The following is a 23,757-nucleotide window of genomic DNA, read 5'->3' as shown; positions in this document are numbered from 1 at the left end:
CTCCTTCCTCTCATGCCGACGCTCAGTCGGGGAGTCTTCCCGCCGTTCTCATTCTCGCTGATGGACGCGTTTTCCGCGGCACATCCTTTGGGGCCACAGGCCGTGCCTTTGGCGAGGCCGTCTTCACCACGGGGATGACCGGCTACCAGGAGACGATGACGGATCCGTCGTATCGTCGTCAGTTAGTGTGCGCGACCGCGCCACAAATTGGAAACACCGGGTGGAATGACGAAGACGATGAGTCGCGTGGATCCACTATCTGGGTATCCGGTTTGATTATCCGTGACCTTTCCGCGCGCCCGTCTAACTGGCGGAGCAAGCGTTCCCTCCAGGACGAAATGGCGGCACAGGGAATAATCGGCATTAAGAATGTCGACACCCGTGCATTGGTTCGCCATCTGCGCGACAAGGGGTCGGTCAACGCTGGGATCTTTACTGGCGATGAGGCCGCGAAACCCGTCGACGAGCTCCTATCCATTGTTAACGAAATTCCGTCCATGGCCGGCCAGGACCTTGCCGAAGAAGTGAGTACCCACGAGCCTTATATCGTTGAGCCTGAGGGGACGTCGTCGCAGTCAGATACCCTGACCGTCGTCGCCTATGACATGGGAATTAAGACCAATACGCCGCGAAACTTCTCGCGACGTGGCATTAAGACAGTCGTTGTCCCGGCGAATACGTCATTCGACGACATCCAGAAGTACAACCCTGACGGGGTGTTTATCTCGAACGGTCCGGGGGATCCGTCGACGGCCGACACCATGGTCGACATCGTCCGCCAGGTCCTTTCAGCGAAAATTCCCTTCTTCGGAATTTGTTTCGGGAACCAGATTTTTGGTCGAGCATTAGGTTTAGGTACCTACAAACTCAAATTTGGTCACCGCGGAATTAACGTCCCCGTTGTCGACGTCGCCACGGGCCGCGTCTCCATCACCGCCCAAAACCACGGATTCGCCTTGCTTCCTCCGCATGTTGATGACGCGTCGGAAAAACTCAGTACCGAAGAGTTGACAGCCAGCTTTGATACTCCCTTCGGACCGGCCCACGTCACCCACATTTGCCCGAACGACAACGTGGTGGAAGGGGTCGCTCTCAATGATGGTCGGGCTTTCTCTGTGCAGTACCACCCAGAGGCTGCTGCGGGTCCCCATGACGCGAATCCGCTTTTCGACCAGTTCGTGACCGTTATGCAAGAAGGAAAGGCCAAGTAAATGCCACGCCGTACAAACCTTAACCACGTGCTGGTCATCGGGTCTGGCCCTATTGTCATCGGCCAAGCATGTGAATTTGACTACTCCGGAACTCAGGCATGTCGAGTCCTCGAACAAGAAGGACTCCGCGTCACCTTAATTAACTCCAATCCCGCGACCATCATGACCGACCCTGAGTTCGCGGACCATACCTATATTGAACCGATCGATTCCGAATACATCGAGAAGATCTTCGAGAAAGAAGCTGCCGAAGGACACCCCATTGATGCCGTGCTCGCCACACTGGGTGGGCAGACGGCTCTCAACGCCGCCATTCAGCTTGACCGTCGGGGGATCCTCGCCAAACACCACGTGGAACTCATTGGTGCTGATATTGAGGCTATTGAGAGGGGAGAGGACCGGCAAAAGTTTAAAGATATCGTCGAAAAAATCGGTGGCGAATCAGCTCGGTCACGGGTGTGCCACAACATGGAGGAGGTTCACGAAACCGTCGCTGAGCTCGGCCTTCCTGTTGTTGTTCGTCCCTCGTTCACTATGGGGGGTCTGGGATCTGGCCTTGCCTACACGTACGACGACATCGACCGCATTGCCGGCGGCGGGTTAGCAGCCTCGCCCGAGGCCAATGTGCTCATCGAAGAATCCATTCTGGGATGGAAAGAGTATGAGCTCGAGCTCATGCGGGATGGCAACGATAACGTCGTCATCGTATGTTCAATCGAAAACGTGGATGCGGTAGGCGTTCATACGGGGGACTCTGTAACTGTTGCGCCTGCACTTACCCTGACCGACCGTGAATTTCAGGTCATGCGTGACCAGGCCATCGCAATTCTGCGCGAGGTCGGCGTCGATACTGGCGGATGTAATATCCAATTCGCGGTGAACCCTAATAATGGCCGCATCGTCACCATCGAGATGAATCCACGCGTGTCGCGTTCATCGGCATTGGCATCGAAGGCAACCGGTTTCCCCATCGCGAAAATCGCGGCCAAGCTGGCAATTGGATACACCTTAGATGAAATCCGCAATGACATCACCGGTGTGACCCCGGCGGCATTCGAGCCGACGCTGGACTACGTCGTCGTCAAGGCTCCTCGCTTTGCGTTCGAAAAATTCCCAGGTTCCGACGACACCCTAACCACGTCCATGAAGTCGGTGGGCGAAGCGATGGCATTGGGGCGCAATTACATTGCCGGCCTGAACAAGGTTCTCCGTTCCCTGGAGAACAAAGAAAGCGGCTTCTGGACATACCCCGACGAACACTTTGCCGGCGAATCGGCTAAGGACAAAGCGGCCGTCGTCGATATGCTCCGTGTGCCTAAAGAAGGACGCTTGTACCTCGTTGAACTTGCTCTTCGGCTGGGTGCCAGCGTCGACGAGATTCACGAAGCCTCCGGCATTGACCCCTGGTTTATTGCTGAAATCGAACAACTTGTGGCGTTCCGTAAGGAGTTAGAAGCTGCGCCGGTCCTCACCGAAGAGCTGTTGCGTAGGGCGAAGTACCTTGGACTCTCTGACGTACAAATCGCCAGTGTGAGGCCTGAACTCGCCGGAGAAAATGGGGTGCGCACACTGCGGTGGTCCCTCGGTATCCGCCCGGTATTCAAAACAGTGGATACGTGCGCGGCGGAGTTTGAGGCAAAAACTCCCTATCACTACAGCGCGTATGAGCTTGATCCGGCTGCGGAAAGTGAAGTCACTCCGCAGCGAGAGAAAGAAAAGATCCTCATTCTCGGGTCTGGCCCCAACCGTATTGGCCAGGGGATTGAGTTTGACTATTCGTGTGTTCACGCAGCATTGGAACTCTCACGCATCGGCTATGAGACGGTCATGGTTAATTGCAACCCCGAAACGGTCTCGACCGACTACGACACTGCTGACCGCCTCTACTTTGAGCCGTTGACCTTTGAAGATGTCATGGAGGTCTACCACGCCGAATCTGAGTCCGGAAATGTGGCAGGCGTTATCTGCCAGTTGGGCGGACAGACACCGCTAGGCCTGGCTGAGCGGCTTAAAGAGGCCGGCGTTCCGGTTATCGGAACAACTCCAGAGGCCATCAACCTGGCCGAAGACCGTGGCGAGTTCGGAGGGGTTCTCGAACGCTCTGAACTTCCGGCACCGGCTTATGGAACGGCAAAGAACCTCGAGGAAGCGCAAGCGGTAGCGTCGTCAATTGGCTATCCGGTACTGGTCCGGCCGTCCTATGTGTTGGGTGGCCGGGGCATGGAAATTGTCTATGATGACGACTCTCTCGCCGACTACATTTCCCGGGCGACCGAGATTACCCACGATCATCCTGTCCTCGTTGACCGGTTCTTGGACAATGCCATTGAGATCGACGTTGACGCCTTATGCGATGGTGACGAGGTTTATCTCGCTGGCGTCATGGAGCACATTGAGGAAGCCGGTATTCACTCGGGTGACTCAGCCTGCGCTATCCCGCCCATGACCCTGGGCACAGAGGATATCGACACTGTTCGACGGTCCACGGCATCGCTGGCTCGTGAAATCGGCGTGCGAGGACTCATGAACGTCCAGTTTGCCCTGAAAGATGACACCCTATATGTCATCGAGGCGAATCCGCGTGCCTCACGAACAGTGCCCTTCGTGTCCAAGGCGACCGGCGTTCCGTTGGCGAAAGCTGCCGCCCGCATATCGGTGGGTGCCACGCTCCAGGAGCTGCGCATGGAAGGGATGATCCCCACCGACCACGACGGAGGTTCACTCCCTCTCGACGCGCCGATCGCCGTTAAGGAAGCGGTCTTACCGTTCCGGAGGTTCCGTCGGCAGGATGGTTCACTGTTGGATTCGCTCCTGTCTCCGGAAATGAAGTCGACCGGTGAAGTCATGGGGCTTGACCGCGCGTTCGGTGCGGCCTACGCCAAATCCCAGTCTGGGGCTTACGGACGCCTCCCCGTGTCAGGCACGGTGTTTGTCTCGGTCGCTAACCACGACAAAAGGACCATGGTTTTCCCCATCCAACGTTTAGCTACGCTCGGATTTTCGCTTCTGGCGACGGAAGGCACTGCGGGGATGCTTCGCCGCAATGGAATCCCGTGTGAAGTTGTCGCGAAGCAATCGCAAGTTCACGAAGACAACCCCAGCGTCGATCATGTTGAGGTGGGGACCGTTCATCGGGATAAGGACGGCCGCCGGTCCATCGTCGACCTTATTTTGGACGAACAGGTTGATCTCATCATTAACACGCCAGCTGGGAGTTCCGGCGCCCGCCACGATGGTTACGAGATCCGCGCGGCAGCGTTGAACGCTGAGATTCCGTGCATCACAACGGTCCAGGCGGCAGTCGCAGCAGTCCAAGCTATCGAGTCCATCCACGGCATCTCTGAGACCGCCTCGAAGGGCGAGGAGAGCGCTGGTCAAGGCCATCCGCAGCCTGGGCAGGACGGCGCTGAAGAGGATGATCGTAGGCCGAATGCGTCGCTGATGGTCGCAGCAATCCAGGATCTTCATGCATGAGTTGTCCAACCCGTCAGCGAAGCTCGTTAGGAAGGCTCGTGAGAGAGGGTAAATATGTGTGATCCGAAGCCGTCGACATCGTCCTCGGCGGGCGATTCAACACCGACAAGTCGGGAGCAATCTGTGCCTAAGCATGACTTAGGTGGGCCTGTGTCATTCGGTGATCGCCTTGCTGCTGCCGCTCTGAATCGTTCACGGTTATGTGTCGGCATCGATCCCCATCCGGGTCTACTTTCCCAGTGGGGGCTTCCCGCCTCAGTTGATGGGCTCGAAAGCTTCACTATGCGATGTGTCGAAGCCTTCGGCACGACAGTCGCTTTGGTTAAGCCGCAAGTGGCCTTCTTCGAATCGTACGGTTCGCGAGGCTACGCGGTATTGGAGAAGGCTATCGCTGCCCTCCACGAGGCGGGGACACTTGTTCTTGCCGACGCCAAACGCGGCGATATTGGTTCGACGATGGCGGCCTACGCCGATGCCTGGCTAGGGGAGACCTCGCCGCTGAGATGTGACGCCGTGACCGCCAGCCCCTATACCGGTTTTGGCGCGCTTGAGCCTGTGCTGGACGTTGCAGAGCGTCAAGGACAGGGTGTGTACGTCTTGGCTGCGACCTCGAATCCGGAGGCTGAGATCCTGCAATCGGCGCAGATTAGGCGCTCCCGTAGCCGACAGCGTCAGGACGATTCGCACGATGCCGGTGACGGTGACAGCGTCGCTCAACACATCGTCGATGAATGTGCTGCGCGTAACCAGGTCTACCGTCGAAAAACCGGTAGCCGATTCGGAAACGTCGGTGTCGTGGTGGGGGCTACCTTAGGGCTGCTTACAGAGGGATCGGAGGCAGTGCGCAACGCCCCGGATCTGTCTGCTCTCAACGGCCCTGTACTCCTTCCTGGGGTAGGGGCCCAAGGGGCGAGTGCGGATGATGTCCGTCGCCTCACGACACACGTCGAACCCCTAGCTTTCCCCAATATATCGAGGGCAATATTGAAACATGGCCCAGATATAGGTAGTTTGCAGAAGGCTGTAGAGGCGAATGCCCAGGACTGCCCCGGTATGGTGTTAGAATGACTCGCGTTGTCTCAACCAGGGGCAGACTTAACTTTGACCTGGTCAGCGTCTATAGTCTTTGGTGCTGTTTGCCAGGCTCACTATTTGCGAAGTCGGTCGGGTGCTTCAACGAACCTGGAGACAATTACGCGGTCACCTTGTGACCCGCACCGAAACCCGAACATCAGTAAGTGAAGTATTCATCGATTGACATTACGGAGGAACCGTGGCCCTTCCCCAGTTAACGCCCGAACAGCGTGCTGCTGCACTCGAGAAAGCTGCTCAAGCTCGCAAGGCACGTGCCGAGCTCAAGGAAAAGCTCAAGAAAGGTGAGACCGACCTTCAGGCAGTGTTGAAGAAGGCCGACGAGGACGAAATCCTGGGCAAGATGAAGGTTTCGGCTTTGCTCGAGGCGTTGCCGAAGGTGGGTAAGGTTAAGGCTCAGGAAATCATGAAAGAGCTGGAAATCGCCCCGACACGTCGTTTGCGTGGCCTAGGTGAGCGCCAGCGTCGTGCTCTGCTTGAGCGCTTTGGCTTCGACCCGGAGAAATAAACCTTGACAACAAATCGTGGCAATCTTGTGGTTCTTGCGGGACCCAGCGCAGTAGGAAAGTCCACAGTGGTTCATCGTCTGCGTGAAACGGTGCCCGATTTGTATTTCAGCGTGTCTATGACGACACGGGTCCCCCGCCCCGGCGAGGAAAATGGCGTGGATTATTTGTACGTCTCCAACGACGAATTCACTCGCCATGTTGAAGCCGGGGATATGTTGGAGTGGGCTGAAATCCATGGTGGTCTTCAGCGTTCTGGCACACCGGCTGGCCCCGTTCGTGACGCTCTCGACAGTAACCGCCCAGTCCTCATCGAGGTAGACCTAGAGGGTGCTCGGAATGTGAAGAAAACTCTTCCGGAGGCTCACACCGTTTTCCTCATGCCACCTTCATGGGAGGCTCTCGTCGAGCGTTTGACAGGTCGGGGCACTGAACCGCCGGATGTTATTGAACGTCGCCTCGAGACTGCCCATAGAGAGCTGGCTGCCAAGGATGAGTTCGACCATATCGTGGTTAATGACTCCGTGGACAACGCTGTTCGCGCTATTGCCGCACTACTCACGGCCGAAAGGACATCGTGACTACACCTAATTTGGCTTCTGTCAATGACGACAACGTATTTGACCCACCGGTAGGTATTACCAACCCGCCGATTGACGAGCTGCTAGGCAAGGTGTCGTCAAAGTACGCCCTTGTCATCTTTGCTGCTAAGCGAGCTCGCCAGATCAATGATTACTTCAAGAGCGTCGATGACTCGGTCTTTGAGTTCGTTGGCCCACTTGTCACCCCCGAGCCTGGTGAGAAGCCGCTTTCGATCGCTTTGCGTGAGATTAACGACGGCCTCCTCGACCACACCGAGGGTTAAGAGTTCTACGGTGAGGGCCAGCGGGATACAAATGGCGGGTAGTCAGTACTCGCACGTGTTTCCGCTCGTACTCATCTCATCATCGACCTAGCATTCCGCTGTATCACGCCACCCACGGTGTGATCAGCGGTTTTTGCATAGCGACAGCTGAATTGAGGAAGCAGTGAAGATCGTTCTCGGTGTTTCGGGTGGAATTGCCGCCTTTAAATCCTGTCACGTCGTCCGACTACTGAAAGAGCAAGGCCACGACGTTCAGGTTATTCCGACGGCAACCTCGCTGGAGTTTATCGGGCGTGCAACGTGGGAGGCGCTCTCTGGGAATTCTGTCTCGACCTCTGTTTTCGACGGAGTCCCCGAGGTCCGGCACGTCAGTATTGGGCATACCGCCGAGTTATTCGTTGTTGCTCCGGCAACGGCCGATGTAATCGCTCGCTTAGCTCATGGCCGGGCCGACGATCTCCTCACGGCCTCCGCATTAATGGCGAGGTGCCCCGTCATTGTTTTCCCCGCAATGCATACCGAGATGTGGACTCACCCGGCGACACAGGCCAATGTCGCTACCCTTCGCCAGAGGGGCGTCACCGTTGTCGGTCCTGCCCATGGGCGTTTAACGGGGCCCGATTCTGGTCCGGGTCGCTTTGCTGAGCCTGAGCAGGTGGTCAACTTGGCGTTGTCCGTAGCCCGACGGCAGAGTCAGTTTCCTCGCGATTTAGAAGGACGTCGGGTACTCATCACCGCAGGAGGAACGCACGAGAATTTAGACCCTGTGCGCTTCGTCGGCAATCGGTCGTCTGGAAAACAGGGGTTTGCTCTTGCCGAGGTTGCCGCAGCTCGTGGTGCCGAGGTGACTGTGATTGCGGGTGCTACCCACGAGCTTCCTACTCCGCTTGGGTCTGAGGTCGTTCGCGTGGAATCGGCCCGGGATATGTACCGGGAGGTTGAGAAGCGCGATAAGGACGCGGATATTGTCGTGTGCGCTGCAGCTGTTGCGGATTACCGCCCAGCCGAAGAAAAGGGTTGGAAGATGAAGAAATCCGCGAGCGCGGAGGCGACTTCCCTCACAACATTGTCGATGATGGAGAACCCGGACATCCTCAAGAGCGTTGTATCTCGTCGGCAAGAGAGGACCACCGGAGACGACCATGCGGGGCAGGGCGGAAGCTCGACTTCGACCAGTGCTACACCGACCATCATTGTTGGTTTTGCTGCAGAGACGGGAGACCCGAACCACACCCCGTTAGAGCACGCTCAGTTAAAGCTGAAGGATAAAGGCTGCGAATTATTGGTCTGTAATGACGTCGGCCAGGGGAAAGTGTTCGGGCGTAATACGAACAGAGGCTGGGTCTTGTCACGAGACGGAGAGGTCACCGATATCCCGTCGACATCGAAGTTTGGCTTAGCGGATTCAGTGTGGGATGCGGTTGCGAACTATGGGGGCCGCGTGCGCTAAGCTACATACGGATCTAGACAGCTTGGTCTATTATATCGGTAGCCAACACAGTATCCAACAAAACATCTAATAAAATACGTTGTATCGCCACCTCATCAAGGAAGAAGGAACCGTGACTCAACGACTATTCACCAGCGAGTCTGTCACCGAGGGACATCCAGATAAGATTTGCGACGCAATCTCCGATTCGATTTTGGACGCCATGCTCGCAGTGGATCCCGATAGCCATGTCGCTGTAGAAACCGTCGTGACGACAGGACAAGTACATGTCGTCGGTGAAGTTCGGTGCCGCGGATACGTAGAAATTCCAAGCCTGGTCCGGCAAACACTCCGGAACATCGGCTTTTTATCCTCCGATATGGGTTTCGACGGGGCAACGTGTGGTGTATCCGTCTCCATTGGTGAACAGTCGCTAGAGATCGGCGCAGGTGTCGATACCGCACTTGAAGCGCGCGACGGGGCAGAGGTTGAGGACGATGACCGTGCGGGCGCTGGCGACCAGGGCCTCATGTTCGGATACGCCACCAACGAAACCCCCGAGTATATGCCGCTGCCGATCGCCCTTGCGCATCGCCTCGCGCGGCGTCTCACGGCGGTGCGCAAAGGCGATATCGTTCCGCATCTTCGTCCGGACGGAAAAACGCAGGTCACGCTCGCGTACGACGATGACAATAACCCGATTCGCATTGACACCATCGTTATTTCCACGCAGCACGATCCGGGCGTTTCTCGGCAATGGCTGGAAGAACAGTTGCGCACAAATGTCATCACTCCAGTCATCAAGGACGCCGGGGTGGAGAACCTTGTCGACGATGAACTCACCGTGTTGATTAATCCATCCGGTTCCTTCGTCGTCGGTGGACCCATGGGCGACGCCGGCCTCACTGGCCGCAAGATTATCGTCGATACCTACGGTGGTATGGCCCGTCATGGTGGCGGAGCGTTCTCCGGCAAAGACCCGAGCAAGGTTGACCGCTCGGCTGCGTACGCGATGCGGTGGGTCGCGAAGAATATTGTTGCCGCTGGGTTAGCGGATCGGTGTGAGGTGCAGGTCGCCTACGCGATTGGGCGCGCAAATCCGGTGGGCTTGTATGTTGAGACCTTTGGCACAGAAAAAGAGCCGATATCAGCAATCCAGGAAGCCGTACAAAAAGTGTTTGACCTCCGGCCAGCGGCGATTATCCGCGAATTGGACCTCAAGCGGCCGATTTATGCGCAAACTGCCGCATATGGCCACTTTGGCCGAACGGACGTCGACCTGCCGTGGGAGCGGTTGGATAGGGTGGACGACCTCAAAGCTGCTATTTCACGCTAAGTAGCACGCTAAATAGATGGGCTGGGCTAATCCCATTTAGTGCGAAGTGGGGTAGTGGCCGACTCCATTAGGATGTAGCCGTGTCTATTTCGCCCCATACTCCTGCACCCGAGCGCCCCGTGGCTCGGGTGCTTCCGCTTCTCAAGGTGGCGCACCTCGACCGCGAATTCGACTACCTTGTTGATGCAGCCGTGGATGAGGACGTCAAACCTGGGGTCATGGTGCGAGTCCACTTTTCAGGTCGGCTCACGGATGCGCTGGTGTTATCTCGCGAGGATGAGTCCGACCACGCCGGTCGTCTCTCGTGGATCGATCGGGTTATTAGCCGGGAAGTCGTTGCGCCTGAAACATTCTGGACTCTGGTTTATACGTTGGCGCAGCGGTACGGCGGATTGCGGTCGGACATTATTCGGTCTGCCATTCCTCCCCGTCATGCCACTGCAGAAAAAGCAGCTCTCGAAGCTATAGAGCACGGGGATGATCCATGGGGGTCTGCCGCTGACTCCGATAACGGCAACACCGACGCCGGCAACGCCGCAGACAATGCGGCCCTCGATGAGACCTGGTCACGCTATCGATTCGGGCCATCCTTCGTGAAGGCCGTGCTGCGCGGCGAAGCTCCCCGAGCAGTATGGCAGATCGCGCCGGGGGACGAGTGGCCCATGCGCATTGCTCAACTGGCAGCACAAACCGCTCGCGGTGGGGGCGGAGTTCTCATCATCGTTCCTGATCAGCGAACCATTAACCGCCTCTCTCATGTTCTCAAAGAGGTGCTCAGTTCCCGCCAGTGGACACAATTAACCGCGAGCCTGGGCCGCCACGCCCGTTACCGTCGATTTATCGACATCCTTCACGGGGTCAATCGGGTGGTGGTCGGCACACGAGGAGCCGCGTTCGCTCCCGTCAAAGATCTGTCCCTCATCGTTATTCTCGACGACGGCGACGACAACCTCGTCGACCCGCGAGCCCCCTACGTCCACGCCCGTGAAGTTTTGACGCTACGGGCGAGTATTGAGAAAGCAGCGATGATAGTGGGGAGCGTCGGGCGAACAGCGGAAGCCCAACTCCTCGTCGAATCCGGGTGGGCGCACAATTTAGTGTCGTCACGGGAGGCTATCCGTGCCGCCATGCCCCGTATTCGAGCCATCGGCGACACCGACTTTGAGCTGGCAAAAGACCCGGCGGCGAAACGTGCCCGAATTCCGCATGTTGCCTTTGAGGCGATACGGTCCAGCCATCGCCGCGGCCGTTCCGCGCTCATCCATGTGCCTCGAAAAGGCTATGTTCCGACTCTGGCATGCCAACGCTGCGGCGAGCCAGCGCGGTGCCGGTACTGTAACGGGCCACTAGGTCTGCCAGGCCAGACAGCACAAGGAACTGCTGTGTCTCCTGCTGGTGAACAAGCATCGGATGCGGGCTATCCAACGTGTCGCTGGTGCGGGCGGCCTGATCCGTCTTTTCGCTGTGACAATTGCGGTTCGACGAGGATCCGCGCAGTGGTCGTCGGGGCAGATCGTACCGCTGAAGAATTGGGGCGCTCATTCCCCGGTATCCCCGTCGTCGTCAGTACGGGCGACAAAATCATCCCATCTATCCCGGACGAACCGAGCCTCGTGATTGCTACGCCAGGCTCTGCTCCTATCGCCGAGGACAAGAAATTCGGGGCCGCCGTCATTTTGGATACGTGGTCGGAGTTGAAGCGTGAAGATGTTCGTGCTCATGAAGAAGCGCTCACATCCTGGCTCGATGTCGCGTCCTTGGTCGAGTCGCATAACGACGGGGGAGAAGTCGTTGTGGTTGCTGATGCGCAGACGACGGTGGTTCAGTCATTGATCCGGTGGGACCCCGTCGGTGCTGCCGCTGTCGAGCTGGAGCACCGACGGGAAGCTGGGTTTTCGCCTGCCGTGCATATGGCGGCCATCGATGGAACAGAGCACGATATTTCGCAATTCAGGCGTCTTATTGATGTCCCCCGAGATTCCCAGTTTCTCGGGCCGGTTCCGTTGCCACCGGGAATAGATCCTCCCGCTAACACACCAGCCCAAGACTGTCTTCGGCTTCTCATTCGAGCGAATATGAGCCATGGACCGCTAGCCTTGGGTTCAGCGTTGCGTGCTGCACGAATTAAAGCCGCCGTGAATAAGGTGGACTTAGCCATTCGGGTGATCGTGGACCCCATTCACATCGGCTAAACTATGACCGCGTTTGTGTCGCTGGTGAGTGGCATCATTCACACATGCTTACTGTTGTGAGCCATCTTCACCGCATAGTCGTTCATCGCGTCGTTAATTATCGTTAATCGCCGCCGTTGGGAGTGTTGCGTCGTTATGAGTCTTCGTCGTATCCGAATTTTTGGAGACCCCGTATTGACAACACCGGCAGAACCGGTCACCGACTTTGACGAGCCATTGCGGATCCTCGTCGACGACATGATGGAAACCATGGATCACTACCGTGGTGCCGGTCTTGCCGCGAATCAGGTAGGGGTTTTGCGGCGGGTCTTCGTCTATAACTGTGGGGGCAGGCGCGGTCACATCGTTAATCCGGTGTGGGAACACGAGGGCGATGAAACCCAATATGGGCCGGAGGGCTGTCTTTCTGTTCCATCGATCCACGCCGATACTCGACGATGGATGAACGTTTCCGTCACCGGGCAGACTGTCGACGGGGACCCCGTGTCATTTTCGGCCGACGGTATTCTGGCACGCTGCATCCAGCATGAAACCGATCACCTCGACGGGGTGATGTACATGCGCAGGCTGGAGCCAGAGATTCGTAAAGAGACGATGGCGCAAATCCGTACCGCCGAATGGTTCGCACACCCTGAGCTAGCATACCGCGACAAAGATGGAGTGAAGAACTAATGCGCGTTGTTTTTGCAGGAACCCCGACGCCGGCAACGACTGCTTTACAAGCACTGCTTGATTCACATCACGACGTCGTTGCCGTCTTAACGCGTCCCGATGCTCCTCGGGGTCGTGGCCGTCGGCTCTATCCCAGCCCTGTTGCTGAGCTCGCCGAAGCGCACGACATCCCTGTCATTAAGACTTCCACGTTAAAAGACGCGTCGGTTATTGATTCCCTCGCGGAATACAAGCCGGACTGCATACCCGTCGTCGCTTATGGTGCTTTAGTGCCTCCAAACGTACTCACGCTACCTCGGTGGGGATGGGTCAACCTGCACTTTTCGCTGTTACCTCGTTGGCGAGGTGCAGCTCCTGTGCAGCGCGCCATTGAAGCGGGGGACAAGGAAACAGGCGTGACCGTCTTCCGCATTGAGGAAGGGCTGGACACGGGCGACATATTTGCGTCGGCACCCGCCGACATCCGTGACGATGACACTGCCGGTTCACTCATGGAACGGCTGACCAATCAGGGTGCCCAGGTTCTCGTCGACACTCTGGACGCTATCGAGAATGGATCGGCAACACCGACACCGCAAAGTGACGACGGTGCGACCTATGCCAAGAAGATTTCCACTGAGGACACGCGCATCGACTGGAATAAGCCAGCATTGACGGTCGACCAGGTAATCCGTGCGGTCACACCTGATCCCGGAGCATGGACACTGCTTGGGGACGACCGAATCCGCGTCGGAGCCGTACGACCTACTACCGATCCACGGGACCCTATCGAAAAGTCGCTGTCTTTAGCGCCCGGAGAGATTGCGTGGAAAAAGAACCGCGTGTGGGTGGGAACCGCGGATTATCCTGTGCAACTCGGCTCTGTCCAGGCGCCAGGTAAAAAGATGATGGAGGCCGGAGCGTGGGTGAGAGGCGCGCACCTTGCCAATGGCCTCGACAAAGATAAGTCGGCTCAGAATAATTCAGCTCAGAGCAATCCAGCAGAACGAGCTGAATCGTACGATGACACACCGCATGAAGGGACGCGTTTTCAATGAGTGGAGGATTTCGTTCGCGCAGTGAATCAGCGCGTCACCTCGAGTCTGATGCCAAGGGGGCGAAGCAGACACCGTCGGATAGGGGAGCGTCGCACTCGGATAGGCAAGGGCAACAGCAACGGCGAAACCGCCAGCGCAACGACAATAACAAGCGCCACCAGAATCAACGTGCTTCGTCAGGTGGGAATAAGCCAAACAGAAAACCTGCGCGTGAGCATCATCGAGATGTACCACGCTATGTGGCGTGGCAAGCACTCTTCCGTGTCGACACCGAAAACGCTTTCGGCAACATTATTCTTCCGTCGCTGATGAAGGAATACGGCCTGTCGGGCCGGGATGCTGCATTCACTACCGAGTTGGGTTACGGGTCACTGCGAGCTCAAGGGCTCGTGGATGCAGTGATCGGTGAGTGTTCGAGCCGCCCCCTTGAGGCCATCGATCCCGCCGTCATTGCGGTGCTCCGCCTGGGCACGTACCAGCTTTTGCGTATGCGCGTCGGCAACCACGCTGCAGTCAATACGTCGGTGGATTTATGCCAGGAAGTCGATAAACCGAAAGCTAAGGGATTCGTTAATGCTGTTCTCCACTCCGTCGCGCAGCGAACAGAACCGGAATGGATAGATCACCTCACTAAAAATGCGGATCCGTTTGAACGCATGGCGCTGGCAACAGCTCACCCCGAGTGGATCGTCAAAGTATTCCGCGATTCGCTGGGTGACTACGCCATTTCCGAATTATCAGACGCGTTAATTGCCGACGATGCACGGCCGCGTGTCCACCTCGTCGCCCGTCCCGGCGAGATCACTGCTGAAGAGTTGGCCCTCGTCACAGGTGGTGAGCAGACGTCATATTCGCCCTACGGCGTGGTTCTCGAGGAGGGCGATCCCGGCGCCATCCCCGCTGTTCGTGAGGGCATGGCTGCGGTGCAGGATGAGGGGTCCCAGCTGATCGCCCGTGCTGCCGCCGAGGCACCTCTTGAAGGAGAGGAGACAGGTCAGTGGCTTGATCTTTGCGCAGGTCCGGGCGGAAAAACTGCATTGATGGCTTGCCTTGCGCGCATTGATGGTGCCCACGTTGATGCGGTCGAACCTGTTCCTCACCGGGCGCGGTTGGTCGAAAAAACAACCTCTGGTCTTCCCGTGACAGTCCATACAGTTGATGGGCGACAGTCTGGCCTCGACGCGCATTATGATCGCACGCTGGTTGATGCTCCATGTACAGGACTCGGGGCGCTCCGACGTCGGCCCGAAGCGCGTTGGCGAAAGTCCCCGGACGACGTCCCCGGGCTCGTTTCGTTGCAACGAGAGCTGCTAGCTGCGGGGGCTGAACTTACTCGACCCGGTGGAATAGTGGTGTACTCAACGTGCTCGCCTCACCTCGAAGAGACCGTCAAGATTGTGGACTGGGCAGAAAAGAATTGCCCACTTCAACCTTTGGATACCGTCGACTATATGTGCGGAATGCAACACTGCCGCGCTGGCGAGAATGCTGTCCAAATGTGGCCTCACCGCCACGGAACGGACGCGATGTTCGTTCAAATTTTCCGCCGGAGTGCGACGCCAGAGCGGTAACATGTTGCCATGACATCACGACTGGAACCATCCGCTGGGGTATCCACACAGGCCACCCCACTTATCGCCCCATCGATCCTTTCAGCAGACTTCGCCCACCTCGCACGGGACCTTGACGCGGTTTCCCACGCTGACTGGATCCATGTCGATGTGATGGATGGTCATTTCGTGCCGAATCTCAGTTTCGGATTGCCCATTGCACAGGCCGTTGCGCGGGAAACTCAACTCCCTCTGGATTGCCATCTGATGATTGACGATCCCGAACGATGGGCTCCCGACTACGCCGATTTCTATTCCGTCACTTTCCACGTCGAAGCGGTCGATAATATCGACGCCGCTATCGCGCTGGCACGAACATTGCGGGCGGCAGGTACTCGCGCCGGGATCAGTATTAAGCCGAAAACACCAGTTGACGAGGTTCTCGCGCACCTCGAGGAGTTCGACATGATTCTCGTCATGTCGGTGGAGCCCGGGTTCGGCGGCCAAAAATTTATGCCCGAGGTTCTCGACAAAGTACGCGCCCTGCGTGAACGCGCAGATCAGATATGGGGGAAGGAAACGAGCGACGATAGTCCGGACGGTCGCTGTCTCATCGAAATAGACGGTGGAATTTCCGCCGACACTATTGCTAGCGCCGCCGAAGCCGGTGTTGATGTTTTCGTGGCTGGATCGGCGGTGTATAAAGCCGATTCCCCCAACGCTGCCATTGATGAACTTCGTGAGAATGCGCGGGCGGGGTATTCGTCGGCGGGCCATGGAACTCAAAATTCCGGCGGGCTTCAAGACTAATGCACGAGTCGACGCTATCCCGCGGTGAGATGATCGGCCGACATCCGGTGAGCGTTATCGAGCACGCCATGGATCGGGCTGTCGAGCTCGGGTGGGAAGCCAAGGGAACGACCAGCCCAAATCCGCCGGTAGGAGCAGTCATTATTGATGCCGACGGGCGAATTGTTGGCCAAGGACACACACAACCGGCGGGTGGTCCGCATGCGGAGGTCATGGCGGTCCGCGATGCCGGCGATGCGGCAGCCGGTGCTACAGCCGTCGTCACCCTGGAACCGTGTGCTCACACCGGCCGGACTGGCCCCTGTACTGACGTGCTCCTTGCCGCGGGGATATCTACCGTCGTGTATGCGGTGTCAGACCCGACCCCGATCGCTCATGGCGGGCATGAGGTATTAGCCGAGGCGGGTCTCACTGTCATTGGTGGCATTCGTGCTGATGAGGTGCGTCGCGGCGCGCTACGTTCCTGGCTGCATCGGGTTGATACTGACCGGGCAATGGTCACTCTAAAAGTTGCTGCCACCTTGGATGGCCGAGTCGCCGCGCCTGATGGAACATCACAATGGATCACCTCTGCTGACGCTCGAAACTATGTTCATCGCGACCGCGCTACCCGCGATGCGCTGATCGTCGGAACGGGGACCGTGATAGCCGATAACCCGCGTCTGACGGCTCGGAAACCGGACGGGACTCTCTATGCACATCAGCCGGATCACGTGATCATTGGTTCTCGACCGGTTCCAAAGGAAGCGAAGATATTCGCGTACGCACGGTCGCGGCACTTTGATACCCACGATCTATCCCAAGTCATTCAGGAGCTAACCCAGCAGGGGTACGTCGATCTCCTCATTGAAGGCGGGCCGACGTTGGCCTCCGCTGCGCTCGAGCAGGGGGTTGTAGACCACATTCACTGGTATGTCGCGCCGAGCATTCTTGGTTCCGGACTGCCCGCGATTCAGATTCCTCACGTATCAACGCTCACCGACAGACGTGACTTCACCATTGAACACATCACGCAGCTCGGTCCTGATCTCCTCGTCGACGCTCACCGACAGGCTGAGCCGTCGTCAGAGTGAATGACCGGCAGGCGGAATCGCCCTGAGCATTATCGGAATGCTTAAGCACCGAACGACAGACACAGAAAGATAGAATGGCAATCGTGTTTACTGGCATCGTTGAAGCTCTTGGAACAGTCGTCGCTATTGATCGGGGAGCGGAATCGCCCTCAGATCAGGCTGAGGCGTCGTCGTCGAACAAAGAACGAGATACCCCCGATTTCATCAGGATTACTGTTGACGCACCAGGAGTCACCGATACCCTCTCTAAGGGCGATTCGCTCGCAGTCAATGGCGTGTGCTTGACCGACGCCGGTCATGAGGGAACAGCGGTGATCATGGACGTTATGGGCGAAACGCTTGATCGCACAACGTTGGGCGATATTTGCCCCGGTGACCAGGTCAACCTTGAACGGGCAGTCCAACCATCACAGCGTCTCGGGGGACATATAGTTCAAGGCCACGTCGATGGAACAGCCCGGTTACTCTCACGAGATCCTCACGATAAATGGGAGATCTTCCGCTTTAGTCTCCCGTCGAATTTAGCTCGATATGTTGTTGAAAAGGGATCGATCGCGGTCAGCGGAACATCGCTCACTGTCTCCGCGGTGGCACCTCCCGATACTGCCGACCCGTGGTTTGAGGTCTCATTAATTCCTACCACCATGCGGGACACGATCCTCGGCTCGCTCGCAGTGGATGCCCCGGTCAATATCGAGGTCGATATTGTCGCCAAATACATCGAACGCAATGCCAATGTCAGTGGTTATCTCCACGCGGTGACCGACCCAGCAGCTCAGCAGTCGAAATAATAGAAGACGGAAACAAGAGAAGACGATGGAACAGCACGCCGTGACTACACACCACACCGATCTCGCAGAACCCCAGAGCCACTCCCACGATCAACGCTCTGACCCTCAGGATTCGCATACGTATCGCGGAAATATCCAGCTCAACACCATTGACGAGGCTATCCGCGACATTGCAGCAGGCAAGCCGGTGATCGTCGTCGATGACGAGGATCGCGAAAACGAAGGCGATATGATCATCGCCGCCGATCGTATTACCGCGACGTCGCTCGCATTCATGGTGCGATATTCGTCGGGGTATGTGTGCGTCGGCATGACTGATGAAGACGCTGACCGGTGCTATCTCCCGCCCATGGTGACGCGAAACCAAGACAAGAAAAGCACAGCTTATACAGTTACTGTCGACGCGGCAGAAGGCGGAACCACTGGTATTTCAGCCACTGATCGCGCGCATACCATTCGGCTACTGGCGTCTCCCGATTCCGGCCCCGCGAATTTCACACGACCCGGCCATGTGGTCCCTCTTCGAGCTCGGCCGGGAGGAGTCCTTGTTCGCGCCGGGCATACCGAGGCTGCCGTCGACCTCGCCCGCCTCGCTCACCTCAATCCTGCCGGTGCGCTCTGTGAAATAGTGAGCGAAGAGGATCCCACTTCCATGGCACGGGGACCCGAGTTACGTCGGTTTGCCGACGAACATTCGCTCACGATGATCTCCATCGACCAGCTCATCGCTTACCGACGGAACACGGAGCAGCTTGTTGAGCGTGTCGTAGAAACCACGCTTCCGACGTCGTATGGTCGTTTTACCGCCATCGGATATAGGAGCGTCATCGATGGACTCGAGCACGTAGCCCTCGTCGTCGGTGATCCCTCTGATAACGGTGGGGAAGATGTCCTCGTGAGAGTTCACTCCGAATGCCTCACCGGTGATGTTTTTGGTTCGCGCCGGTGTGATTGCGGCGATCAGCTCCATCAAGCAATGGAAGAGGTGTATAAGGAGGGACGCGGCGTCGTCCTGTATATGCGTGGTCACGAGGGCCGGGGCATTGGTCTTCTGAACAAGCTGCAGGCCTATAAGCTGCAAGATGACGGTTACGACACCGTTGACGCCAATATTGAACTGGGTAAGCCGGCTGATGCGCGTGAATACGGGACAGGCTCCGCCATACTCTCTGATCTCGGCGTTAAGTCCATGATTCTTTTGTCCAATAATCCGACGAAACGAGCAGGGCTGAAGGGGCATGGCTTACGAATCAGCGGACGTCGAAGTATTGAGGTCAATGTGTACCCGGAAAACCTCAATTATCTTCGCACTAAGCGCGACAAGATGGGCCACGATTTGCCTAGTTTGAATGCCTGGGAGGCCGCTCATACGCCGGGTCACGCCGGAACCGTCTAACAACCCGCCGGAATAAAGGCGCATCGGTTTTTACATCCATCTCCGTGCCGTGAACGCGAACAAAGCTCGCGTCACCGCATGTCACTCCCGCACATACCACCGAAAGGAATAACTCATGAGTGGCGAGGGAAGCCCCACCATCACCATCAAACCCGGATCTGCACACGGACTCCGTGTCGCCATCGTTGTCTCGGAATGGAATCGAGACATTACCAATGAATTAGCATCTCAGGCACGACAAGCAGGGGAGACAGCCGGGGCAGAGGTCACCGTCATTCCGGTCGTCGGTGCGCTCGAGATCCCCGTCGTCGTCAAGAAAGCCACCAAAACGCACGACGCTGTCGTCGCCTTGGGCTGTGTCATCCAAGGCGGAACGCCTCACTTTGATCACGTGTGTAATGCGGTGACATATGGATTGACGAAAATTGCCGTGGAGACAGAAACACCCGTCGGAAATGGCGTTCTTACCTGCAACACCCACGAACAAGCCGTCGACAGAGCTGGTGGACCGTCGGCCCATGAAAATAAGGGCGCTGAGGCCATGATCGCTGCCATTCATACTGCTCAAACACTACAAAGCATGGCCACGGATTGAAAATGGATTAAAAGAGTAACCCTGCAGTGTTCTGACTACAGAGGCAGCATCCACGAACAGCATCCACGCCGAGCACTAATTCGGTAACAGTGAAGAAAAAAGGTAGGGTCGGAGCCGTGAGTAATGGTGTGAGCGAAACGAACATGTCTGAGGACTACCTCGCATATGACACGCCCACCACGAGCACCGCACCATGGGAACTCGTAGTGACGTCCACAAAACTAAAGCAGTGGACCTGGGCCGGCGTCGTTGTCATCATGGCCATTCACATCTTCATGGCCCTGGTCGTCCGTCTCGGTTACACAGGTGCGGCGGTGACCACTGTGGATCAATGGTCTTTTATCGGGATCGGCATTATCTTTTCGAGCATATGGATGCTGGGGCTACGCCCGCGGGTCCGCGTGAATAAAGACGGCGTCGAGGTACGTAATTTCCTCAACCCCCAGTTTTATCCGTGGGAGATCGTGCACGGTTTAAGCTTTCCGAAAAACTCACGCACTGCACGGCTAGAACTCCCTGATTTCGAGTTCGTGTCCATGTGGGCTTTCCAAGCTGCCGACGGTAATCGAGTTGTCGATGCCGTGAACAATTTCCGCTTACTAGAAGACGCCTACCTTCCGGAGGACTAGCCGGTGGCCAATCCCGCCACATATCGCCCGGCGGCAGGGACCATTCCCACCGAGCCGGGAGTATATACATTCCGGGATCCAGAAGACCGCGTGTTATACGTCGGAAAAGCAAAGAATCTTCGGGCTCGGTTATCTAACTACTTCCAGACACCCGAACATCTCCACCCACGAACGCGCCAAATGGTGTTTGCCGCGTCCCAAGTTCGGTGGACAGTGGTGGCGTCGGAAGATGAAGCTCTCAACCTCGAATACACCTGGATCAAGCGGTTTAACCCGCGATACAACGTGGTCTTCCGGGACGACAAGAGCTACCCGATGCTCGCGGTGTCTCAATGGGAGCGAATCCCCCGTGCCTGGGTCTACCGGGGACCTCGCCGGAAAGGCGTGCGGTATTTCGGTCCTTTCCCCAAAGTATGGGCTGTCCGGGAATCCCTCGAATCACTCACTCAAGTTTTCCCTGTGCGGACCTGCTCAAAAGGCGTGTACCACCGCCACGAGCTCCTGGGGCGGCCCTGTCTTCTGGGCTACATCGACAAATGTTCTGCACCGTGCATTGGGCGCATCTCTGAGGGAGACCACCGGAAGCTAATTACGGGCTTATGCTCTGTTTTTGCAGGGAATTCCCGTGACATCATTAAGAGCCTGACGGCCGATATGGAAGCGGCAGCTACGGAACTTAATTTCGAGAGAGCCGCCCATCTTCGCGACGACATTGAAGCGATAAAAGCTGTGTCGGAAAAGCAAGCCATTGTGCTCCCCGAGGACACAGATACCGATCTAATCGGAGTGTCCGCAGATGAACTAGAAGCCGCTGTCCAGATTTTCACTGTTCGACGGGGGCGAATCCACGGGCAGCGTGCCTGGGTCGTGGAGCGCAGCGGGGATTCGGAGGATTCCATCGGTGCGCTCATTCGTGAGTTTTTGCTGCAGTACTACAGCGATGAAGTCGAGCGCGCTCAGGAGACCGCAGAAGAGACGACAGCCGTTGAGGGCTCCAGGGTTCTCGATGACGTTCGACAACCGGTACCGCGTGAGGTCCTGGTTATGGAGGAGCCCGAGGACATCACGCAGATCGGTGAGTATTTGTCGGGACTGAGGGGTGCGCACGTTGACATTCGGGTTCCTCAACGTGGCGATAAACGGGCCCTCATGGACACCGTCGTTCGTAATGCAGCAGAGTCCCTCCACCAGCACAAACTGCGTCGAACCGGGGACCTCACAGCCCGCAGCGCCGCCATCGAAGCAATCCAAGAAAACTTGGGCATGGCAGAGCCGCCGCTTCGCATCGAGTGCACCGATATTTCCCACCTCCAGGGCACCGACGTCGTGGCTTCCCTGGTCGTTTTTGAGGATGGGGCCCCGAAGAAATCGGATTACCGCCGCTACAAGATTAAGGAAGCAGCAGGGGAGGGGCATTCCGACGATGTTGCAAGTATTAAAGAAGTAGTTCGCAGACGATTTTTGCGGTACAAGAAGGGTTCCACAGAAGTTCCCGACGACGGTGCCGTGGCGGATAGCATCGCGGCTGAGGAAAGCAAGCTGGCTCCGTCTGAGATGGCTGAGGTGAACACCAATGCTGACCTGGCCGATCCGTCGGCGGCGAAGCGTTTTGCGTATTCTCCTCAGCTCTTCGTGGTCGACGGTGGCGCACCTCAGGTTAATGCTGCTCAAGAGGTGTTAGATGAGTTGGGAATTACCGATGTCACGTTGTGCGGTATTGCGAAACGCCTCGAGGAAGTGTGGCTACCACACGAGGAATTTCCGGTGATTTTGCCGCGTCGTTCCGAGGGCTTGTACCTCTTCCAAAATATCCGTGATGAGGCACACCGCGTGGCAATTACGTATCAGCGGTCGCGACGGACGGGACGTCTGCGCCAATCAGAACTGGATAACATCGCCGGACTGGGTGAAAAACGGAAGGCTGATTTATTAAAAACATTCGGCAGTGTGGCCCAGATTAAAAAAGCGAGTATTGATGATCTGACAACTGCTAATGGCATCGGTCCCGCACTTGCTGCCTTGGTGTATGAGGGCCTCCACGGAAAGTCGGATCAGGATTCTGACGGGCCGACTAGTGTCTCAGAAGATCCTGCCCCGAAAAATAGGAACCAAAACAAGTAAAGTAATGAGTATGCCTGACTCTGCGCGTTCTTCGAGTACAGCTGCCACGGATATCAACCCAGCACAAGGGATCTCTCCTGAGGACCAAAGTCCACACCATGTGGCCGAAAATTCGCTGGTCCTCATCACTGGCATGTCTGGGGGAGGCCGGCAATCCGCAGCGAACGTCCTAGAGGAAATGGGATGGTATGTTGCCGATAATCTGCCGCCGGAGCTCATCATGCGCATGGTTGAGCTCTCGTTCTCTCCTGACTCGCCGATCGAGCGGTTGGCGATCGTCACAGATGTGCGGTCGCGCGACTTTGCAGGGTCACTCGGGGACGTGCTGTCGTCGTTAGAAGAAGATGGCCGACGGCCGATCATCATGTTCTTAGACGCGGACGATGAGACGCTCATTAAGCGGTTCGATACAGTCCGCCGCAAGCATCCGCTCCAGGGCACCGATACGCTTCACATGGGGATTGCGCGTGAGCGTGAAGTGTTGGAGGACATTCGTGATCAAGCCGACATAGTCATTGATACGACCAATTTTTCCGTTCACGACCTGCGTCGAGAAATTGAACGTTGTTTCGATGCGCTCGACTCCAATGTCCAGCATGTCACTATTCAGTCGTTCGGTTTTAAGCACGGGATTCCTCGAGATGCCGATATCGTTCTGGACGTTCGTTTCCTCCCCAACCCGTATTGGGTTCCTCATCTGCGGGAATTCCGGGGAACCGATCATGAAGTCGCTGATTATGTCCTCAGCCATGAAAATGTTGACCGTTTCATTAATTCCTTTGTGGACATGTTTAACGTTATGCAGGAAGGCTACAAACAAGAGGGGAAAAGCTTTACGACGGTGGCTATCGGATGCACCGGCGGCCACCACCGTAGTGTTGCCGTAGCCGAGGAGATTGCTCGACGCTTACGTGCTCAAGGTGACGATGTCACCGTGACCCACCGCGACTTTGACCGTGACTAGGCCGCTCTGGCACT

20 protein-coding genes are annotated in these 23,757 nt (G+C 56.9%); all 20 read left to right on the top strand.

Annotation, left to right across the window (positions count from 1 at the left end; genetic code table 11):
- The first annotated feature begins 50 nt into the window (after window positions 1-50).
- The 20 genes from carA (at window position 51) to rapZ (ending at window position 23,743) form a co-directional block, all read left to right on the top strand.
- Window positions 51-1,211 (top strand): glutamine-hydrolyzing carbamoyl-phosphate synthase small subunit, encoded by a 1,161-nt coding sequence (carA, locus tag KCQ76_RS00720; RefSeq protein WP_102215118.1) that lies wholly within the window; start codon window positions 51-53, stop codon window positions 1,209-1,211.
- Window positions 1,212-4,685 (top strand): carbamoyl-phosphate synthase large subunit, encoded by a 3,474-nt coding sequence (gene carB, locus KCQ76_RS00715; RefSeq protein ID WP_046202279.1) that lies wholly within the window; start codon window positions 1,212-1,214, stop codon window positions 4,683-4,685.
- 54 nt (window positions 4,686-4,739) lie between these two features.
- Window positions 4,740-5,753: an orotidine-5'-phosphate decarboxylase gene (gene pyrF / locus KCQ76_RS00710; RefSeq protein ID WP_082089839.1), complete on the top strand. Its 1,014-nt coding sequence runs from the start codon at window positions 4,740-4,742 to the stop codon at window positions 5,751-5,753.
- A gap of 205 nt (window positions 5,754-5,958) precedes the next feature.
- Complete coding sequence (mihF, locus tag KCQ76_RS00705; RefSeq protein WP_012731628.1) at window positions 5,959-6,285, top strand: integration host factor, actinobacterial type; 327 nt, start codon at window positions 5,959-5,961, stop codon at window positions 6,283-6,285.
- Window positions 6,286-6,288: 3 nt separating this feature from the next.
- Window positions 6,289-6,864 (top strand): guanylate kinase, encoded by a 576-nt coding sequence (gmk, locus tag KCQ76_RS00700; protein WP_046202280.1) that lies wholly within the window; start codon window positions 6,289-6,291, stop codon window positions 6,862-6,864.
- On the top strand, window positions 6,861-7,148 hold the full coding sequence (rpoZ, locus tag KCQ76_RS00695; RefSeq protein WP_012731626.1) for a DNA-directed RNA polymerase subunit omega: 288 nt from the start codon (window positions 6,861-6,863) through the stop codon (window positions 7,146-7,148). Before gmk ends, rpoZ begins: the two co-directional genes overlap by 4 nt.
- Before the next feature lie 163 nt (window positions 7,149-7,311).
- Window positions 7,312-8,598 carry a bifunctional phosphopantothenoylcysteine decarboxylase/phosphopantothenate--cysteine ligase CoaBC gene (gene coaBC / locus KCQ76_RS00690; protein WP_082089840.1) on the top strand — a complete coding sequence of 429 codons (1,287 nt, stop codon included), beginning with the start codon at window positions 7,312-7,314 and terminating at the stop codon, window positions 8,596-8,598.
- Window positions 8,599-8,710: 112 nt separating this feature from the next.
- Window positions 8,711-9,913: a methionine adenosyltransferase gene (metK, locus tag KCQ76_RS00685; RefSeq protein WP_046202282.1), complete on the top strand. Its 1,203-nt coding sequence runs from the start codon at window positions 8,711-8,713 to the stop codon at window positions 9,911-9,913.
- Between the two features lie 80 nt (window positions 9,914-9,993).
- The gene (locus KCQ76_RS00680; protein WP_082089841.1) at window positions 9,994-12,105 is read left to right on the top strand and encodes a primosomal protein N'; all 2,112 of its coding nucleotides are present in this window, start codon (window positions 9,994-9,996) and stop codon (window positions 12,103-12,105) included.
- 135 nt (window positions 12,106-12,240) lie between these two features.
- On the top strand, window positions 12,241-12,777 hold the full coding sequence (def, locus tag KCQ76_RS00675; RefSeq protein WP_046202283.1) for a peptide deformylase: 537 nt from the start codon (window positions 12,241-12,243) through the stop codon (window positions 12,775-12,777).
- The gene (gene fmt / locus KCQ76_RS00670; protein WP_046202284.1) at window positions 12,777-13,814 is read left to right on the top strand and encodes a methionyl-tRNA formyltransferase; all 1,038 of its coding nucleotides are present in this window, start codon (window positions 12,777-12,779) and stop codon (window positions 13,812-13,814) included. Before def ends, fmt begins: the two co-directional genes overlap by 1 nt.
- Window positions 13,811-15,385: an RsmB/NOP family class I SAM-dependent RNA methyltransferase gene (locus tag KCQ76_RS00665; RefSeq protein ID WP_046202285.1), complete on the top strand. Its 1,575-nt coding sequence runs from the start codon at window positions 13,811-13,813 to the stop codon at window positions 15,383-15,385. The genes fmt and KCQ76_RS00665 overlap by 4 nt, the downstream gene beginning before the upstream one ends.
- Before the next feature lie 9 nt (window positions 15,386-15,394).
- Complete coding sequence (gene rpe / locus KCQ76_RS00660; protein ID WP_046202286.1) at window positions 15,395-16,174, top strand: ribulose-phosphate 3-epimerase; 780 nt, start codon at window positions 15,395-15,397, stop codon at window positions 16,172-16,174.
- Window positions 16,175-16,203: 29 nt separating this feature from the next.
- Window positions 16,204-17,247: a bifunctional diaminohydroxyphosphoribosylaminopyrimidine deaminase/5-amino-6-(5-phosphoribosylamino)uracil reductase RibD gene (gene ribD, locus KCQ76_RS00655; RefSeq protein ID WP_046202412.1), complete on the top strand. Its 1,044-nt coding sequence runs from the start codon at window positions 16,204-16,206 to the stop codon at window positions 17,245-17,247.
- Window positions 17,248-17,321: 74 nt separating this feature from the next.
- Complete coding sequence (locus KCQ76_RS00650) at window positions 17,322-18,038, top strand: riboflavin synthase (RefSeq protein ID WP_197416773.1); 717 nt, start codon at window positions 17,322-17,324, stop codon at window positions 18,036-18,038.
- A 133-nt stretch (window positions 18,039-18,171) separates the two neighbouring features.
- Entirely contained in the window at window positions 18,172-19,434 is a 1,263-nt protein-coding gene (locus KCQ76_RS00645; protein ID WP_046202414.1) for a bifunctional 3,4-dihydroxy-2-butanone-4-phosphate synthase/GTP cyclohydrolase II, read from the top strand.
- Between the two features lie 115 nt (window positions 19,435-19,549).
- Entirely contained in the window at window positions 19,550-20,029 is a 480-nt protein-coding gene (ribH, locus tag KCQ76_RS00640) for a 6,7-dimethyl-8-ribityllumazine synthase (protein WP_046202287.1), read from the top strand.
- A gap of 143 nt (window positions 20,030-20,172) precedes the next feature.
- A complete protein-coding gene (locus KCQ76_RS00635) occupies window positions 20,173-20,658 on the top strand; it encodes a PH domain-containing protein (protein ID WP_241864710.1) in 486 nt (161 codons plus the stop codon).
- A gap of 3 nt (window positions 20,659-20,661) precedes the next feature.
- Window positions 20,662-22,779, top strand: coding sequence for an excinuclease ABC subunit UvrC (uvrC, locus tag KCQ76_RS00630; RefSeq protein ID WP_046202289.1), 2,118 nt, complete (start codon window positions 20,662-20,664; stop codon window positions 22,777-22,779).
- Between the two features lie 10 nt (window positions 22,780-22,789).
- Entirely contained in the window at window positions 22,790-23,743 is a 954-nt protein-coding gene (gene rapZ / locus KCQ76_RS00625) for an RNase adapter RapZ (RefSeq protein ID WP_257994316.1), read from the top strand.
- Window positions 23,744-23,757 lie beyond the last annotated feature (14 nt).

This window comes from Corynebacterium parakroppenstedtii, assembly GCF_019754935.1.
Lineage (GTDB): Bacteria > Actinomycetota > Actinomycetes > Mycobacteriales > Mycobacteriaceae > Corynebacterium > Corynebacterium parakroppenstedtii.
Note: the sequence above shows the minus strand (reverse complement) of the source record. Positions and strands in the feature narration are given on the sequence as shown.

Excerpts from the sequence above, each read along its gene's own strand:
- carB (WP_046202279.1), top strand. The coding sequence starts at position 1,212 with ATGCCACGCCGTACAAACCTTAACCACGTGCTGGTCATCGGGTCTGGC.
- pyrF (WP_082089839.1), top strand. The coding sequence starts at position 4,740 with ATGTGTGATCCGAAGCCGTCGACATCGTCCTCGGCGGGCGATTCAACA.
- def (WP_046202283.1), top strand. The coding sequence starts at position 12,241 with ATGAGTCTTCGTCGTATCCGAATTTTTGGAGACCCCGTATTGACAACA.
- fmt (WP_046202284.1), top strand. The coding sequence starts at position 12,777 with ATGCGCGTTGTTTTTGCAGGAACCCCGACGCCGGCAACGACTGCTTTA.
- KCQ76_RS00665 (WP_046202285.1), top strand. The coding sequence starts at position 13,811 with ATGAGTGGAGGATTTCGTTCGCGCAGTGAATCAGCGCGTCACCTCGAG.
- rpe (WP_046202286.1), top strand. The coding sequence starts at position 15,395 with ATGACATCACGACTGGAACCATCCGCTGGGGTATCCACACAGGCCACC.
- ribD (WP_046202412.1), top strand. The coding sequence starts at position 16,204 with ATGATCGGCCGACATCCGGTGAGCGTTATCGAGCACGCCATGGATCGG.
- KCQ76_RS00650 (WP_197416773.1), top strand. The coding sequence starts at position 17,322 with ATGGCAATCGTGTTTACTGGCATCGTTGAAGCTCTTGGAACAGTCGTC.
- ribH (WP_046202287.1), top strand. The coding sequence starts at position 19,550 with ATGAGTGGCGAGGGAAGCCCCACCATCACCATCAAACCCGGATCTGCA.
- KCQ76_RS00635 (WP_241864710.1), top strand. The coding sequence starts at position 20,173 with ATGTCTGAGGACTACCTCGCATATGACACGCCCACCACGAGCACCGCA.
- rapZ (WP_257994316.1), top strand. The coding sequence starts at position 22,790 with ATGCCTGACTCTGCGCGTTCTTCGAGTACAGCTGCCACGGATATCAAC.